Raw genomic sequence first — 15,249 nt, forward strand, 5'->3', positions numbered from 1 at the left:
TTTGTGTAATATTCGTATACAATGACAAGAGAAGAGGTGGATGATAATGAGAAAAGAACCAATTAATCGAATATCCGTAAAAGGTTTAAGAGTGTGGAGAATTTATGGCATCATACAAACCCTAATTATTTTGTTATTAGGCATTGGTACAGGAGTAATCAATTATTTTACGGGAAACTACATATGGTTATACATAGTGGCAGGAGCAGTAGTATTGCTATTTGGATATTTATTCATTTATTTATTTCCAAAGGTAAGATGGAGCAGATGGAGATACGAGGTAAGGGATCAGGAAATAGAACTACAGCATGGTCTATTTGTTGTGAAGAGAACGCTAGTCCCAATGGTTAGAGTGCAACATGTAGACACAGAGCAAGGACCGATTTTACGTAAGTATGATTTGTCGTCTATTACTATCTCAACGGCTGCTACCAGCCACACAATTCCCGCATTAATAACAGAAGAGGCGGATGAGCTACGAGGAAGAATTTCGGTGCTAGCAAGGGTGGCGGAAGAAGATGTCTAAAGAAAAGTATAGACTTCACCCAATTTCTGCCGTTATAAATTTTGTGAAAGTCTTAAAGGAAATGATTCTACCGTTAATTGTTCTAGTGTTAGTCAATGGTTTTGGAGACGATGCAAACTTTTGGTCTGGACTTTTCACTTACGGCATTTACGGAGTACTACTTTTGTTCATGCTAATCAGTGGAATTATTAAATGGAGAAGATTTCGCTATTGGTTTGAAGACGGGGAGCTGCGAATAGAGTATGGTCTTTTTGTAAAGAAAAAGCGATATATCCCTTTTGAACGTATTCAGAGTCTTGACTATACGGAAGGTATATTCCATCGACCATTTGGATTGGTAAAAGTAAAGGTGGAAACAGCAGGTGGAGGTCCTACAAAAGAGGCTGACGCTGAGCTTACTGCTATTAGGAAAGAAGCCGCCGAGCAAATAAAGAAAGAAATCATGCTCGCTAAAGGTCAAAATGTACCTATTATAGAAGATGATTTAGAGGTTGAAGAGACAATTATAGAAGAAAAGAAGCCAATTTTCCGAATGTCCACAAAGGATCTTTTCGTACTAGCGAGCACATCAGGTGGTGTAGGAGTATTCTTTTCAGGTCTTGCAGTATTTGCATCCCAGTTCTCAGAATTTATACCCTATGAAACTATTTATAACGAAATTATGATTTTCATCAAATTTGGAGTGCTTATGGTAGTCTTAGTAATCTTCGCTGTTTTACTTATGGCTTGGATTGTTTCAGTTCTGTTAACCTTTATCAACTATTATGATTTTACAATAAAGATAGAGGATGACGAGATTATTATTACTAGAGGACTTTTAGAGAAAAAGAAAATTACAATTCCTTTAACTCGGATACAAGGGATCCGATTAGTAGAAAACCCTCTTCGTCAGCTTACTGGATATGCTACGGTAACGGTAGATAGTGCAGGAGGGTCAATGGCAGAAAAAGATGAAACCATTCGTTTATTGCCATTAATAAAGAAAGCAGAGATTTATCCAATATTAGAAGAAATTTTCCCTGATTTTCAAATGCAACCTAACTTTCAAAAAGTGCCAAGTAAATCTCGAAAATTCTTCTATCGCTTAGATTTGCTGTGGATTTTACCTATAGCTGCCACAGTTATTTACTTCTTTTATCCATATGGATTATTATCACTTCTACTAATCCCCGCAAGCTTTGGATTAGGCTTGTGGCAGAAGAGAACAGCTGGTTTTTATATAGAAGAGACACAGTTAGTTGCCCAATATCGATTATTTAGTAGAGTGACTGTTTGGATGGAGAAAAGAAGGATTCAATCGATGACAGCTCGTACTACGTACTTTCAGAAGAAATCAGACGTTTCTTCTGTAGTAGTAACTATAAAATCAGGGGTTGGCGGGGCAGAAACAGTGATTCCTCATATCGAGAAGGAACATTCTGAAAACCTATTAAGCTGGTATGAGCCAATACGAAAGCCTAAAATAGATATAGAAAAAGAGATGGAATGATAATTATTTTGTCCATAAAAAAACGTGAAATCGGAAAAACTCGATTTCACGTTTTTACTTTCTAAGTAAGAAATCTTTCCATTCTAGTTGTTTTGTGTACAATAGTAAGTTACTTAACCACTCTGTATGGATTCTTCTTTTTCTTCCAGGAAGCAATTCGTTTAGGATGAAAAAAGATCATTCCAAGTATAAATCCTGTGATTAGACCGCCAAGATGAGCGGTCACCCCTACATTCGGTTGTAGGAATGATAGAATGACACCAATTACGATGATAGGTATGATAATCTGTCTGAGCTGGGGTAATAAGTGTTTCGTGTAATAAACTAACGCAGCAAAAGCACCTAAAATTCCGTATATTGCTCCACTAGCTCCAAGGCCAGCGTAATTCCAGTCATGAATCAAATAAGTTGCTACATTACCCATGAAGCCTGATAGGAAGTAGATGGTTAAGAACCTAGCTTTACCAGTAAGCTGTTCCAACTCTGGACCGAAGATGTATAAAGAGAACATATTAAATAGTAAGTGAGCAAATCCTGCATGCAAGAACATGGAAGTGATTAATCTCCAATATTCACCCTCTGCAATGAGTAGGTTAACCCCCATCCCCATATACCGCAAATAGATTCCATAAACCGGTATAATAGTTAGTAGGAAGATAAAAATATTAATGGCTAATAAGGTAGAAACAATCGGATATAATTTTATGTATTGTTTAAAGCTTTCTCTTCTGGAGAACATACTCTCACCTCGAATTTCTTATTAATAGTATATCTTGTAAAGACCATATAGGAAAGGAAGAACATTCATGATAACTGGTATTGGTTTAGACATAACTGAAATAAAAAAAATAGAATCCATTTTAACTAAAACTTCAAAGTTTGTTCCGCGTGTTTTAACAAAAAAAGAAATAGAAATTATGGAGACTTTATCAGGTGCTCGGCAATTAGAATTTTTAGCTGGAAGATTTGCAGCTAAAGAAGCATTCTCTAAGGCAATAGGCACCGGTATTGGGAAGCAATGTAGCTTTCAAGATATAGAAATTTTAAAAGAAAGTTCTGGGAAACCTATATTATATTTTAAGGAAAAGCCTATAAATGGCTTTGTTTCTATAACTCACACAAAAGATTATGCTGCTGCACAAGTAATTCTTCAATCATAACCGGTCGTCCACCTACATACAATGAACGAAGGCAGTGATAATAGAAAGGGTGGACAAAATTGAAGAGCCTAGTGGCTAGACTGGTAGTTTTATTTGCAATGATTCTGGTACTATCTGCATGTGGAGCTGAATCGAAGGAAGACGTAGTAAAGAAATTGAGCAACAAATGGAGTGACGCAAAGGGATATGAACTAACTGCAGAAATGAGTATTCTAACAGGTGCAGAGCCAAGAGTTTATGATGTGGAAGTTTGGCATACTAAACCAGACTTTTATCGCGTTAAAGTTTCTGATGCAAATGCAGAAAACACACAAATGATTGTTCGTAATGCAGAAGGTGTTTTCGTCGTTACACCTGCCCTTAACAAAACTTACAAATTCCAAAGTAAGTGGCCTTCAGAAAATAGCCAAGCGTATTTAATTGGCTCGTTAGCAGAGGACATTAAGAAAGACAAAGCTGCTACATTTAAAGAAGAAGGAAATAAATATGTATTTGAAGCTAAAACTACTAATAATCACAAAAATATGCTTCCGACTCAAAAAATCTATATCGACAAAAAGACGATGTTACCAACAGACGTTTCGATATTAAATGAAAATCAAGAAGAACAGATTCATATCAAGTTTGATAAAGTCTCTTTAGGAAAAACACGAGCTGCTGGAGACTATAAAATTGAACAAACACCTGCTGCTCAGGCTGAAGGAAATACAGTCGAGGCATCAGCTGAGTTAGAAAATAGAGACTTTGAAACGCACTACCCAGTTATTAAATGGGAAGATACTCATCTAATGGAAGAGAAGGTTATACAATTAGAAAATCAAAAACGAGTAGTGCTGACTTTTAGTGGAGGAGACAAGGATTTTACAGTCATCCAACAATTGAGCGATGCCTCAATGCCGTCTACTATTCCGGTGTTTGCGCCTGGTGATCCAGTTGATTTAGGTGTGGCAATAGGAGCAGTTACAGATCAATCTATTAGCTGGGAACAAGATGGGATGTCGTTCTTTATTGCCTCCTCTTCACTAACTAAAGAGGAAATGATAGAGGTAGCAGCTTCGATGACAGTTACTGAATTAAAGTGATTATAGGTTGACGACCTCTTCTTCCAAGGAGCATAATAATTTTAAAGACTTGGAAGAAGAGGTTTAATAATGTCACAAAAGCTATATAGACCAACTTTTATAGAAATAGATTTACTAGCAATACAAACTAATATAGAGCGGTTAAAAGAGACTTTACCATCTTCCACTCAAATAATTGCAGTAGTAAAAGCAAATGCATATGGACATGGAGACATTGAGGTGGCACAAGCTGCTCTTCAATCAGGTGCTTCTATGCTTGCTGTAGCCACTCCCGAGGAAGCATTACATCTAAGAGGAGCTGGCATAAAAGCTGAGATTCTTGTTTTGGGAGCTGCGCCACCTTCTTTTTTACCGGAGGCTAATGCCCAGAATATTACTCTTACAGCTTATTCATGTGAATGGATTTATGCTACAAAAGAGTTTAAAAGTAATGTGAAGATCCATATTAAAATAGATAGTGGTATGGGAAGAATAGGATTCTCAAATAAAGAAGAACTGAAAGAAGCTTTAGCTTTTATAAAGGAATCTAGTAGCTTAGAAATTACGGGTGCTTATACCCACTTTGCTACTGCAGACGATGAGGATACCGAGTATTTTAATAAGCAAGTCAAAAAATTTAACTCCTTTTTAGGGTTATTTGAACAAAAGCCTGCTATGATTCACGCTTCCAATAGTGCTGCTGCACTGCAACATCCTAGTCAAAGCTGGGATGCAGTCCGTTTCGGTATATCTATGTATGGAATAGCTCCTTCACCATTTTTGAATAACCATCTTCCTTTCCCTTTGGAAAAGCCTCTTTCTTTGTATACAGAAATAATACATGTAAAGAAGGTTAATGAGGGAGATTCAATAGGATATGGTGCGTCCTATACAGCTAAAACCGAAGAATGGATTGGCACATTACCAATTGGCTATGCGGATGGGCTACTTAGAAAACTCCATACAGAGCATGTGTTAGTTAAAGGGAAAAGAATGCCGTTCGTCGGAAAGATTTGTATGGATCAATGTATGATACGTCTAGATGGCCCAACGAAAGTCGGAGAAAAAGTTGTCTTAATAGGAAAACAAGGAGACGAGGAAATCGAGGTTGAAGAATGGGCAAAAACGCTTCAAACGATTCCATATGAAGTATGCTGTACCTTATCTACTAGAATACCTAGAATTTATCGCAAGTAAACTGTCGACAAAACGTAGTTCTTCATGCATAATTTGTCTAACCATTTCTTATAATGTCTTTTATTTCACGCCCAGTAATGGTAAGATGAAGTATATTGTCAGATAGGGAAATGTTTTGTCGGAGGTGTTTGCTGTGGTAAGTGATAAAAAGAAAAAAGAAGCGCTTATAGAGATTCCAATGCAAATGGGTAATGAGGAAAAGCAAGCTACACAATCATTACCAGGTAGGGAAAGCGTTGCTCGTGTACATGCAAATGAATATATAAAGAAAGGCCAGGCAAATCTTATAAGAGAAGCTATGATGAAAGGCTATGTTGAGATGTCTCATATTAACTTATCCATATGTACAGAGTGTCTACATGCGGAATATGAAGCCCAACATACGACAGAGCGACTCGTAAGTGGAGGATGAAAACTTGATCGTAAAACGTGGGGACGTTTTTTTTGCAGATTTATCACCAGTAGTCGGGTCTGAGCAAGGTGGAACCAGACCCGTATTGGTGATACAAAATGATATCGGGAATCGGTTTAGTCCGACTGTAATTGTGGCAGCAATCACCGCTCAGATTCAAAAAGCGAAATTGCCAACACATGTAGAAATCAATGCAAAAGAGTATGATTTTGAACGTGATTCAGTTATATTATTAGAACAATTACGAACTATTGATAAGTCGAGGCTTACAGATAAAATTACACATTTAGATGAAGATGTAATGGAAGAAGTCGATCATGCACTAGGCATCAGTTTAGGAATCGTAAAATTTTAAATACATAGACAAGACGCAATGTGTAGCCGACAAATACGCATTGTGTTTTTTTATTTTCTTTTTATATGAGTTATGTGGAGAGTTTTCATTTAGAGTGAAAATTATTTTTCTTTAAAAATAAGAATTGCGCCATATAGAGTGGTATTTATATAGATTTCTTTAAATGATTTACTGTGTGTAGAGTAGATTATGTTGCTTTTAAACAGCATAAAAAAACCTGCAAAGATATTAATAGATGTAAATTCTTATAAGATTCGTTACAATATAATTACCATTTAAATAATGAGGAGCTGGGAACAACCAAATGAATAAACAAATTGCTACATACATTCGCGATAATATCGATATAATATTGGAAAAATGGAAAGTTAAGATGGAAGACGAAAAAGATGACCGTTTTTTTCAAATTATGTCAGATCAAGTTATTGACCATACTGCACGCGAATTTGGGGAATTAATGATATCGAGTCTTACTGAAGATCAGGAAATTTATACAGGGAAGCTAAACGACTTTTCCGTACAAATTGTGCGCTACGGATGGTCCATATCTTTTGTTTTAAAATCATTGACTAACTTTACAGAAGTTATCTATGAAGATATGGAAAGTGCCGGACATTTAAATGAAAATAATTATAAATCTTATCGCTCTATTTTGAACAATTGGCTTACGCCTCTTACTCATACAATTGTAGAAGCTTACTCTATTGTGTGGGAAAAAACAGTTAACCTACAAAAGATAGCACTGCAGGAACTTTCAGCCTCTCTTATTCCTGTGTTTGAGAAAATCTCAGTGATGCCATTGGTTGGAACAATTGACACTGAGCGTGCAAAGCTTATAATGGAAAACTTACTGCAAGGAGTAGTGAAGCATCGTGCAGAAGTAGTGTTATTGGATATTACAGGAGTTCCAGTAGTAGACACGATGGTCGCTCATCATATTATTCAGGCTGCCGATGCAGTTCGTTTAGTAGGGGCAAAGTGTTTCTTAGTGGGAATTCGCCCAGAGATTGCTCAAACAATTGTAACGCTTGGTATTAATTTAAATGATTTTACAACAACAAGTACTTTGCAACGTGGAGTGGAACAAGCATTGGCACTAACAAATAGAGCGATAGTTGAGGTGAAATCATAATGATGACGCGGATTCCAATTTTGAAGTTAAGGGATTGTTTAATTGTATCCATACAATGGGAGCTAGATGATCAAACTGCTTTGTCATTTCAAGAGGATTTATTGGACAAGCTGCATACGACAGCTGCTAGGGGAGTAGTTTTAGATTTAACACCGATAGACTTTATTGATTCTTTTATCGCTAAAGTCCTTGGAGACGTCATTAATATGTCAGGTCTAATGGGAGCTAAAGTAGTGATAACGGGAATACAACCGGCCGTTGCAATCACATTAATCGAGTTAGGAATTAGACTTGAGAATGTAGTAACTGCTTTAGACTTAGAAAATGGATTGGAAAAACTTGAACGAGAATTGGAGGACTAATCCATATGAATATGAAGTCTTCTGTTCACATTATAAGTGAGTGGGATATAGTAGCGGCAAGGCAACTGGGGAGAAACGAAGCAAAAGATGCTGGTTTTGGAACAGTTGACCAAGCTAGAATTACCACCGCTATTAGCGAGCTCGCTCGAAATATATATTTATACGCTGGAAAAGGAAATATTGAGATCAAACAAATTGTAGAAGGTAATCAAAAAGGGATTTTAATTATTGCTGCTGATGAAGGACCTGGTATTGCTGATGTCCGTAAAGTTATGGAAGATGGATATACCACTTCAGGAGGCTTGGGAGCAGGGTTACCAGGGGTGAAACGACTAATGGACGATTTTAAAATCGAAACTGCAGTTGGAGATGGGACAACAATTATTGCCACTAAGTGGTTAAGGTAGGAGGTAAGATAAATGCCTCAACAATTTAAAAAACAGTATAAGGAAATTTTGAGACAGTATACGTTAAGTCAAACGGAGCATAATTTATATGAAGGTCAAAATGTTAGTAGAGAGCTCATACAAAAAAGTATTTCTCCGGAGGAAGTAATCAGTATACATAAGGCTTCTTTGGAAGAGATTATGCCTGATTTACCGGAAGAGGTATCTCATTCGTTTGATTTTTTGATAGAAGTTATGATTAGATATGGCTTGGCCTTAAAAGAACATCAAACACTTATTGAAAAACAGCAAAATTTTAAAATGGAAATGGAACTGGCAACTAATGTGCAGCAAACACTGCTTAAATCCAAAATCCCAAACATGAATAACTTGGATATAGGGCTAATCTCTGTTCCGGCGAAAGAAATGAATGGAGATTACACTCACTTTTTGAGTAATGACCATGCAATAGGTGTCGCAGTGGCTGATGTCATTGGTAAAGGGATACCTGCAGCTCTTTGTATGTCCATGATTAAATATGGTATGGATAGTTTGGATGGTCCAGACACTGATCCAGTAGTTGTTTTAGATATCATCAATCGAATTGTTGAAAAAAGTGTTAGTGATTCTATGTTTATATCGATGTTTTACGGAACATACGATACAGCACTGAGTGAATTCACTTATGCTTCAGCAGGACATGAGCCACCATTGTTCTATTGTGCTCACACAGGAGAGTTTAAAGAACTTCAGGCAAAAGGCTTATTGCTTGGTGTAGTTCCTAATGTCAAATACGAGCAACATTCTATTACGTTAGAAAAAGACGACTTTGTTGTAATGATGACCGATGGTGTAACGGAATGTCGTTCGAAGGAAGGCTTTATTGACCAAAATATAATACTAAGTATTATTGAAAGCGTAAAAGATAAGCCGGCTCAAGAAATGGTCGAATATGTATTCCATAAGCTAGAGGAATTGCAGGAATTTGAACAACGTGATGATTTCACTCTAGTCATTTTCAAGAAATCGCTATAAAAATGTTTAACAATGATTGTATCGTGGTATAGATACGTATATATAGTGAAAACGGGGGATAATTTGATTATGAATATATCAGTAGAACTATACGAAGAAGAAATGCGTATCAAAGGAATTATTAAAGGTGAGATTGATGCATTTACAGCACCTTTGTTAAGAGAAAAGCTTTCAGAAATTAATTTAAAAGAAGATTCACGTGTCGAGTTAAATTTATCGGACGTATCATATATGGATAGTACTGGATTAGGTGTATTTGTAGGTTTTTATAAAAGTGCTAAAGAGTCTAATGTCCACATGGAATTAACGGGACTTTCACCTCGCCTTAAAAGATTGTTTGATATAACTGGGTTAGGGGACATAATGGACATTCAAGCAAGCGAAGAGGTGAAAATAGATGAAACCGTTTGATTATGTAGAGATTCGTTTGCCTGCAAAGCCTCAATATGTGAGTGTAGCACGTCTTACAATTTCAGGGCTGGCGAATCGGATGGGCTTTTCTTATGATGATATTGAAGATTTAAAGATTGCAGCGAGTGAAGCAATTACTAATGCAGTTCAGCATGCTTATGCAGAAGATGAGGACGGCGAAGTAGTAATTGGTTGTGCGTTATATTCTGATAGAATCGAAATTATGATTGCAGACCATGGAAAAAGTTTTAACTTTGAGGAAACAAAAGCGCAAGTGGGACCTTACCATGATTTAGAGGAGGGATCATTCTTACGTGAAGGAGGGCTTGGCTTATACCTTATCGAAACATTGATGGATGAAGTAAAAGTTCATCACCAAGAGGGTGTAACTGTATTTATGACGAAGCATGTCGGAGTAAAGCAGGTGGATGATAATGTCGAACACATCTCTTCCTAAAGAGTCAAAGGAACAAATATTAAAGTGGATTAAAGAATATCAAACGACAGAAAGCGAAGAGGCTCAAACAAATCTTGTGTTAAACTACGAGCGTTTGGTTGAGTCGATTGCTCGTAAATATTCTAATGGTAAGTCTCATCATGAGGATATAGTTCAAGTAGGTATGCTTGGTCTATTAGGGGCCATTAGAAGATACGATCCGTCCTTTGGTAAAAACTTTGAAGCTTTTGCCATTCCGACGATTATAGGTGAAATAAAAAGATTTCTCAGAGACAAGACTTGGGCAGTTCATGTTCCAAGAAGAATAAAAGAATTAGGTCCACGTATTAGATCGGCAGTGGAAGTGCTAACAACTGAGTTTCAAAGATCTCCCTTAGTCCCGGAAATTGCAGATTATCTGGATGTAGAAGTTGAAGATGTTCTAGAAGCAATGGAAATGGGCAAAAGCTATCAAGCATTGTCGATGGATCATTCCTTAGAATCCGATGCAGATGGTAGCACTATAACGTTGTTTGATGTAATTGGTCAGACAGACGGGGAGTTTGAAAAAACGGATCAGCGCTTACTTGTAGCCGAAGCTTTTAATGTGTTGTCGGAAAGAGAAAAAGAGATAATTTTACTTACATACATGGAGCAGCTGAGTCAGAAAGAAACAGGCGACCGTCTCGGTATTTCGCAAATGCATGTATCGAGAATTCAACGCAAAGCAATAAAGAAATTACAAGAGGCAATATTATCGTCAGGTGGAATTGTAAATTGATAAACTACTCAGATGAAAAAGTCGAGTTGCTAGTCTTTCAGGAAGCAAAAACAGGGAATGCGGAATCTGGTGATACTTACTATGTATCTAAGCATGAAGATTTTATGCTTTGTGCAATTGCAGATGGATTAGGGAACGGTCCAATAGCAAAAGAATCAGCTGACGTAATACCAAACATTTTAGAACAATATCCTGAGGAGACATTGGATAACTTATTGTTAAAATGCAATGAGCTTATGGTTCAAAAACGAGGAGCAGCAGTTGCTCTTGTGAAAATAGATTATAAAGCTCAAACTATATCTTATAGCTGTGTAGGCAATATAAAGTTTTATATGTACCAACGCTCCACTGGGAAAATGATTTATCCATTGCCAGTCATGGGATATCTGTCAGGACGTAAACAAAAGATTAATACACAAACATATCCATGTGCTAAAGATGACTTGTTCCTTTTGCATTCTGATGGGGTAGTGATGAAGAGTCCAAAGTCCACTATTAAGGAGTCTAGCGGTACTAAATGTTTGTACGAAACAGTTTATAAAGAAATAGAACATGGCGACGACGCCACATTCATTGTAGGAAGCTTACTCTCATAATTAAAGGGTAAGCTTTTTTGCTGCGTTCAGAATATGTTAAAATAAGGTTAGATAGAAAGGATGGGTTTGTTTTGGAACTAAAGAAAATGCTTCAGCTCGTATCCAAAGAGACGGGCACGAAAACATCGCAGGCAGAGCAAGTAATAAAATTATTAGAAGAAGGAAACACAGTACCTTTTATAGCTCGATATCGTAAAGAACAAACAGGCTCATTGGATGAAGTACAAATAAAAGCAATAGAAGATCGTTATCATTATATCCAACAGCTCGAACAACGCAAAGAGGAAGTTCTGCGATTAATAGAAGAACAAGGGAAACTTACTGAAGAACTTTCAGCTTCTATACAAAATGCGACTGTCCTTCAACGAGTAGAGGATCTGTATAGACCATACAAACAAAAACGTAGAACGAAAGCTACTATAGCAAAAGAAAAAGGGCTGGAACCTTTAGCTACGGAACTACTTGGATTCCCAAAAGAATCTATTCAAACCCTAGCAGAAGCTTATGTAAATGAAGAATTAGAGGTAATGACTACTGAAGACGTGCTTCAAGGTGCTCGTGATATATTAGCAGAACAGTTTGCAGATGATGCTAAAATACGGGAACAAATACGTAACCTAACGCGCACCGACGGAAGAATTGTATCCTCTTTGAAAAAAGCAGAGCTCGATGAAAAAAACGTTTATGAAATGTATTATGAATATGAAGAGCCAGTGAAAAAAATAGTACCTCATCGAATTCTTGCCTTAAATCGCGGTGAAAAAGAGGATGTACTTAAAGTTGGTCTACAAACACCGCAGGACAAAATTTTAAGAGTAATGGAAGCACAATGGATACCGAATCATGCTACTAGTGAAGCAGTGGAACAGGTGAAGCTAGCGATAGAGGATTCTTATAAGAGATTGATTCAACCTTCCGTAGAAAGAGAAATTCGTGCAGAGCTTACAGAAAAAGCTGAAGCGCAGGCTATTCATATTTTTTCTGAAAACCTACGTAACCTCTTACTTCAGCCACCATTAAAAGGAAAAGTGGTACTTGGAGTGGACCCGGCCTACCGTACTGGCTGTAAACTTGCAGTGGTTGATGATACAGGTAAGCTATTAGAGGTATCTGCCATTTACCCTCACGCACCTAAAATGGATATAGAAGGCTCAAAAAAGAAAGTTCTTTCTTACCTTAAGAATTATCCGATTTCTCTTATAGCGATTGGAAATGGTACGGCATCTCGTGAAACAGAGCAATTTATCGTAGATTGCCTGAAGGAAGTGACAGGAGAGGTTGCATACGTAATTGTCAATGAAGCAGGTGCTTCGGTGTACTCAGCTTCAGAAACAGCAAGGAACGAGTTTCCCGACCTTCAAGTTGAGCAACGAAGTGCCGTATCAATTGCTAGAAGACTACAAGACCCTTTGGCGGAGTTGGTAAAAATAGATCCAAAGGCAGTAGGTGTGGGACAATACCAGCATGATGTGTCACAAAAGAAACTGTCGGAGTCTCTTTCTTTTATAGTAGAGACTGCGGTTAACCAAGTAGGCGTAAATGTAAACACAGCATCGGCTTCATTACTTCAATACGTATCTGGCCTTTCTAAAACTGTAGCAGAGAACGTGGTAAACATGCGAAACGAACAAGGACGTTTCACTTCAAGAGCTCAGCTTAAGAAAATTCCTCGTCTTGGAGCTAAAACATATGAACAGGCAATTGGTTTCCTACGTGTTCCAGACGCTAAAAATCCGTTAGATGCAACAGGAATTCACCCGGAAAGCTATAAGGCAGCGGAACAAGTCCTTGAAATTGCTGGACTAACTAAAAGCCAAATAGGTTCTAAGGAAGCAGAAGAAGTACTAAAAACTATTTCTATAGAAGAAACTAGTAAAGAATTAGGGATTGGTGAGATTACGCTAAAGGATATTTTGGATGCATTGATTAAGCCAACACGAGATCCACGTGAAGCTTTCCCGCAGCCATTACTTAAAAAAGATGTACTAAAGTTAGAGGATCTAAAAGCAGGAATGGAGCTTCAAGGTACAGTTCGAAATGTAGTCGACTTCGGCGCCTTTGTAGATATAGGTGTTAAACAAGATGGACTTGTACACATCTCCAAGCTTAAAAAAGGATTTGTAAAGCATCCTTTAGATGTAGTCTCCCTTGGGGATATCGTTACTGTATGGGTAGAGCAGTTCGATGCCAACAAAGGAAGAATTGCATTAACGATGCTTCCACCTGAACAACAAGTCTAATAATAACCAGAGTTGTCCATTGATGAACATCAGTGGACAAGCTCTTTTATCTAGGAGAGAGTATAGTGACAGATGAACAATTGAGTGAATTAGTAAGTAGCATATCAATGCAGATTTTTAAAAGGAAGTTTCACCATAAAGCTTATTTCAATAAAAGACTGCGCAGTACCGGCGGAAGGTATATGTTAAGAACACATATGATTGAAATAAATCCTCTAGTGTTAGAGAAACATGGAATGAATGAGTTGATTGGAGTTATTAAGCATGAGCTTTGTCATTATCACTTACATATAGAAGGGAAAGGGTATAAACATAGAGATGCAGATTTTCGTCAGCTTCTAAAACAGACAGATTCACCTAGATTTTGCTCTACACTCGTAGCGCCTAAAAGTCAAAAACGTACTAAACTGTATGTGTATGAGTGCGCAAAATGTGGTTTGTTATATAGACGGAAAATTCGAGTAAATACGCAGAAATTCAAGTGTGGCAAGTGTTTTGGGGACCTGCATTTAAGTTCTTTTAAAAAAATGAAAGAAATTTGATGAAAAGTGTTGACGTTTGTCCAAACCCTCTCTATAATAGAAAAAGTCGAGTAGAACAAAACGACATAAATTATTCCGAAGTAGCTCAGTGGTAGAGCAATCGGCTGTTAACCGATCGGTCGTAGGTTCGAGTCCTACCTTCGGAGCCATCTTTAAATGGCCCCTTGGTCAAGCGGTTAAGACACCGCCCTTTCACGGCGGTAACACGGGTTCGAATCCCGTAGGGGTCACCATTTAATTGAATTAAAGATACATAGGTCCCGTGGTGTAGCGGTTAACATGCCTGCCTGTCACGCAGGAGATCGCCGGTTCGATCCCGGTCGGGACCGCCATGTTGGGGTATAGCCAAGCGGTAAGGCAACGGATTTTGATTCCGTCATGCCCTGGTTCGAATCCAGGTACCCCAGCCATTTCGTTTCGTGAGCCATTAGCTCAGTTGGTAGAGCATCTGACTTTTAATCAGAGGGTCGAAGGTTCGAGTCCTTCATGGCTCATCATATTACAATAATTGTTGACAAGCTCATGAGAGTAAGTTATAATAAACATCTTCCCATTTTATAACTACGCGGTCGTGGCGGAACGGCAGACGCGCTAGGTTGAGGGCCTAGTGGGGGTTAACCCCGTGGAGGTTCAAGTCCTCTCGGCCGCACCAAGCATTGTCTCTTACTAAGCGCCCGTAGCTCAATTGGATAGAGCGTCTGACTACGGATCAGAAGGTTGTGGGTTCGACTCCTGCCGGGCGCGCCAAACAAACAATTATTTAATATATTATATATGCGGGTGTAGTTTAGTGGTAAAACCTCAGCCTTCCAAGCTGATGATGAGAGTTCGATTCTCTTCACCCGCTCCAATTATACTAAAGTAATACATGAACATTGAAAACTGAACATGCAAAACGTTAAGACATACAGCATCAACAAGCTTCGGCTTGATTGACGCAAAACAATTTTGACATCATTTAATGATGATGCCAGCAAAACAAAATGAGCTTTTTAAGTTCTCTATTATGGAGAGTTTGATCCTGGCTCAGGACGAACGCTGGCGGCGTGCCTAATACATGCAAGTCGAGCGGATGATGAAGAAGCTTGCTTCTTCTGATTTAGCGGCGGACGGGTGAGTAACACGTGG

General features: G+C 38.0%; 18 protein-coding genes, 8 tRNA genes and 1 rRNA gene. 26 read left to right on the forward strand and 1 reads right to left on the reverse strand.

Translation table 11 applies throughout. The features are described from left to right. Positions 1-46: 46 nt before the first annotated feature. Both M3627_RS06305 and M3627_RS06310 read left to right on the forward strand, forming a co-directional pair. The gene (locus tag M3627_RS06305) at positions 47-526 is read left to right on the forward strand and encodes a PH domain-containing protein (protein ID WP_251553340.1); all 480 of its coding nucleotides are present in this window, start codon (positions 47-49) and stop codon (positions 524-526) included. Next, entirely contained in the window at positions 519-2,015 is a 1,497-nt protein-coding gene (locus tag M3627_RS06310) for a PH domain-containing protein (RefSeq protein WP_251553341.1), read from the forward strand. Before M3627_RS06305 ends, M3627_RS06310 begins: the two co-directional genes overlap by 8 nt. Positions 2,016-2,124: 109 nt before the next feature. On the opposite strand, the gene M3627_RS06315 is transcribed toward M3627_RS06310, so the two are convergent. Then, the gene (locus M3627_RS06315; RefSeq protein ID WP_169360978.1) at positions 2,125-2,754 is read right to left on the reverse strand and encodes a rhomboid family intramembrane serine protease; all 630 of its coding nucleotides are present in this window, start codon (positions 2,752-2,754) and stop codon (positions 2,125-2,127) included. 67 nt (positions 2,755-2,821) lie between these two features. On the opposite strand from M3627_RS06315, the gene acpS reads away from it, so the two are divergent. The 24 genes from acpS to M3627_RS06435 all read left to right on the forward strand — a co-directional run. Beyond that, on the forward strand, positions 2,822-3,175 hold the full coding sequence (acpS, locus tag M3627_RS06320; protein WP_251553342.1) for a holo-ACP synthase: 354 nt from the start codon (positions 2,822-2,824) through the stop codon (positions 3,173-3,175). 59 nt (positions 3,176-3,234) lie between these two features. Next, positions 3,235-4,257 carry a LolA family protein gene (locus tag M3627_RS06325; RefSeq protein ID WP_169360980.1) on the forward strand — a complete coding sequence of 341 codons (1,023 nt, stop codon included), beginning with the start codon at positions 3,235-3,237 and terminating at the stop codon, positions 4,255-4,257. A 69-nt stretch (positions 4,258-4,326) separates the two neighbouring features. Next, positions 4,327-5,433: an alanine racemase gene (gene alr / locus M3627_RS06330; protein ID WP_169360981.1), complete on the forward strand. Its 1,107-nt coding sequence runs from the start codon at positions 4,327-4,329 to the stop codon at positions 5,431-5,433. A 133-nt stretch (positions 5,434-5,566) separates the two neighbouring features. Continuing rightward, positions 5,567-5,845 (forward strand): transcriptional regulator, encoded by a 279-nt coding sequence (locus tag M3627_RS06335; protein ID WP_445678174.1) that lies wholly within the window; start codon positions 5,567-5,569, stop codon positions 5,843-5,845. 4 nt (positions 5,846-5,849) lie between these two features. Then, positions 5,850-6,200 carry a type II toxin-antitoxin system PemK/MazF family toxin gene (locus M3627_RS06340; RefSeq protein WP_144539613.1) on the forward strand — a complete coding sequence of 117 codons (351 nt, stop codon included), beginning with the start codon at positions 5,850-5,852 and terminating at the stop codon, positions 6,198-6,200. A 304-nt stretch (positions 6,201-6,504) separates the two neighbouring features. Continuing rightward, entirely contained in the window at positions 6,505-7,332 is an 828-nt protein-coding gene (locus M3627_RS06345) for an STAS domain-containing protein (protein WP_169360983.1), read from the forward strand. Further along, positions 7,332-7,694, forward strand: coding sequence for an STAS domain-containing protein (locus M3627_RS06350; RefSeq protein WP_169360984.1), 363 nt, complete (start codon positions 7,332-7,334; stop codon positions 7,692-7,694). The genes M3627_RS06345 and M3627_RS06350 overlap by 1 nt, the downstream gene beginning before the upstream one ends. A gap of 5 nt (positions 7,695-7,699) precedes the next feature. After that, positions 7,700-8,101 (forward strand): anti-sigma regulatory factor, encoded by a 402-nt coding sequence (locus tag M3627_RS06355; RefSeq protein WP_169360985.1) that lies wholly within the window; start codon positions 7,700-7,702, stop codon positions 8,099-8,101. Positions 8,102-8,113: 12 nt separating this feature from the next. Next, complete coding sequence (locus M3627_RS06360) at positions 8,114-9,115, forward strand: PP2C family protein-serine/threonine phosphatase (protein ID WP_169360986.1); 1,002 nt, start codon at positions 8,114-8,116, stop codon at positions 9,113-9,115. Between the two features lie 69 nt (positions 9,116-9,184). Beyond that, the gene (locus tag M3627_RS06365) at positions 9,185-9,526 is read left to right on the forward strand and encodes an STAS domain-containing protein (protein ID WP_169360987.1); all 342 of its coding nucleotides are present in this window, start codon (positions 9,185-9,187) and stop codon (positions 9,524-9,526) included. Next, positions 9,513-9,983, forward strand: a complete 471-nt coding sequence (rsbW, locus tag M3627_RS06370) for an anti-sigma B factor RsbW (RefSeq protein WP_251553344.1) — start codon at positions 9,513-9,515, stop codon at positions 9,981-9,983. The genes M3627_RS06365 and rsbW overlap by 14 nt, the downstream gene beginning before the upstream one ends. Continuing rightward, complete coding sequence (sigB, locus tag M3627_RS06375; RefSeq protein WP_169360992.1) at positions 9,961-10,743, forward strand: RNA polymerase sigma factor SigB; 783 nt, start codon at positions 9,961-9,963, stop codon at positions 10,741-10,743. Before rsbW ends, sigB begins: the two co-directional genes overlap by 23 nt. Further along, on the forward strand, positions 10,740-11,339 hold the full coding sequence (locus M3627_RS06380) for a PP2C family serine/threonine-protein phosphatase (protein ID WP_251553346.1): 600 nt from the start codon (positions 10,740-10,742) through the stop codon (positions 11,337-11,339). The genes sigB and M3627_RS06380 overlap by 4 nt, the downstream gene beginning before the upstream one ends. A 71-nt stretch (positions 11,340-11,410) precedes the next feature. Further along, complete coding sequence (locus M3627_RS06385) at positions 11,411-13,579, forward strand: Tex family protein (protein ID WP_251553347.1); 2,169 nt, start codon at positions 11,411-11,413, stop codon at positions 13,577-13,579. Between the two features lie 65 nt (positions 13,580-13,644). Then, positions 13,645-14,121, forward strand: a complete 477-nt coding sequence (locus tag M3627_RS06390) for a SprT family protein (protein WP_169360990.1) — start codon at positions 13,645-13,647, stop codon at positions 14,119-14,121. A 74-nt stretch (positions 14,122-14,195) separates the two neighbouring features. After that, positions 14,196-14,270 (forward strand) — tRNA-Asn (locus tag M3627_RS06395). A gap of 9 nt (positions 14,271-14,279) precedes the next feature. Further along, positions 14,280-14,354: transfer RNA gene (locus tag M3627_RS06400), tRNA-Glu, on the forward strand. A 23-nt stretch (positions 14,355-14,377) separates the two neighbouring features. Beyond that, a tRNA-Asp gene (locus tag M3627_RS06405) sits at positions 14,378-14,453 on the forward strand. Between the two features lie 3 nt (positions 14,454-14,456). Then, a tRNA-Gln gene (locus M3627_RS06410) sits at positions 14,457-14,531 on the forward strand. 11 nt (positions 14,532-14,542) lie between these two features. Continuing rightward, positions 14,543-14,615, forward strand: a tRNA-Lys gene (locus M3627_RS06415). Between the two features lie 71 nt (positions 14,616-14,686). After that, positions 14,687-14,773, forward strand: a tRNA-Leu gene (locus M3627_RS06420). An 18-nt stretch (positions 14,774-14,791) separates the two neighbouring features. Then, positions 14,792-14,868: transfer RNA gene (locus M3627_RS06425), tRNA-Arg, on the forward strand. A 29-nt stretch (positions 14,869-14,897) separates the two neighbouring features. Then, positions 14,898-14,971 (forward strand) — tRNA-Gly (locus M3627_RS06430). Positions 14,972-15,124: 153 nt separating this feature from the next. Continuing rightward, a 16S ribosomal RNA gene (locus M3627_RS06435) occupies positions 15,125-15,249 on the forward strand; the annotation flags it as partial.

Origin of the sequence: Psychrobacillus sp. MER TA 171, assembly GCF_023713305.1 — a bacterium.
In the GTDB taxonomy this organism is placed as follows: Bacteria; Bacillota; Bacilli; order Bacillales_A; family Planococcaceae; genus Psychrobacillus.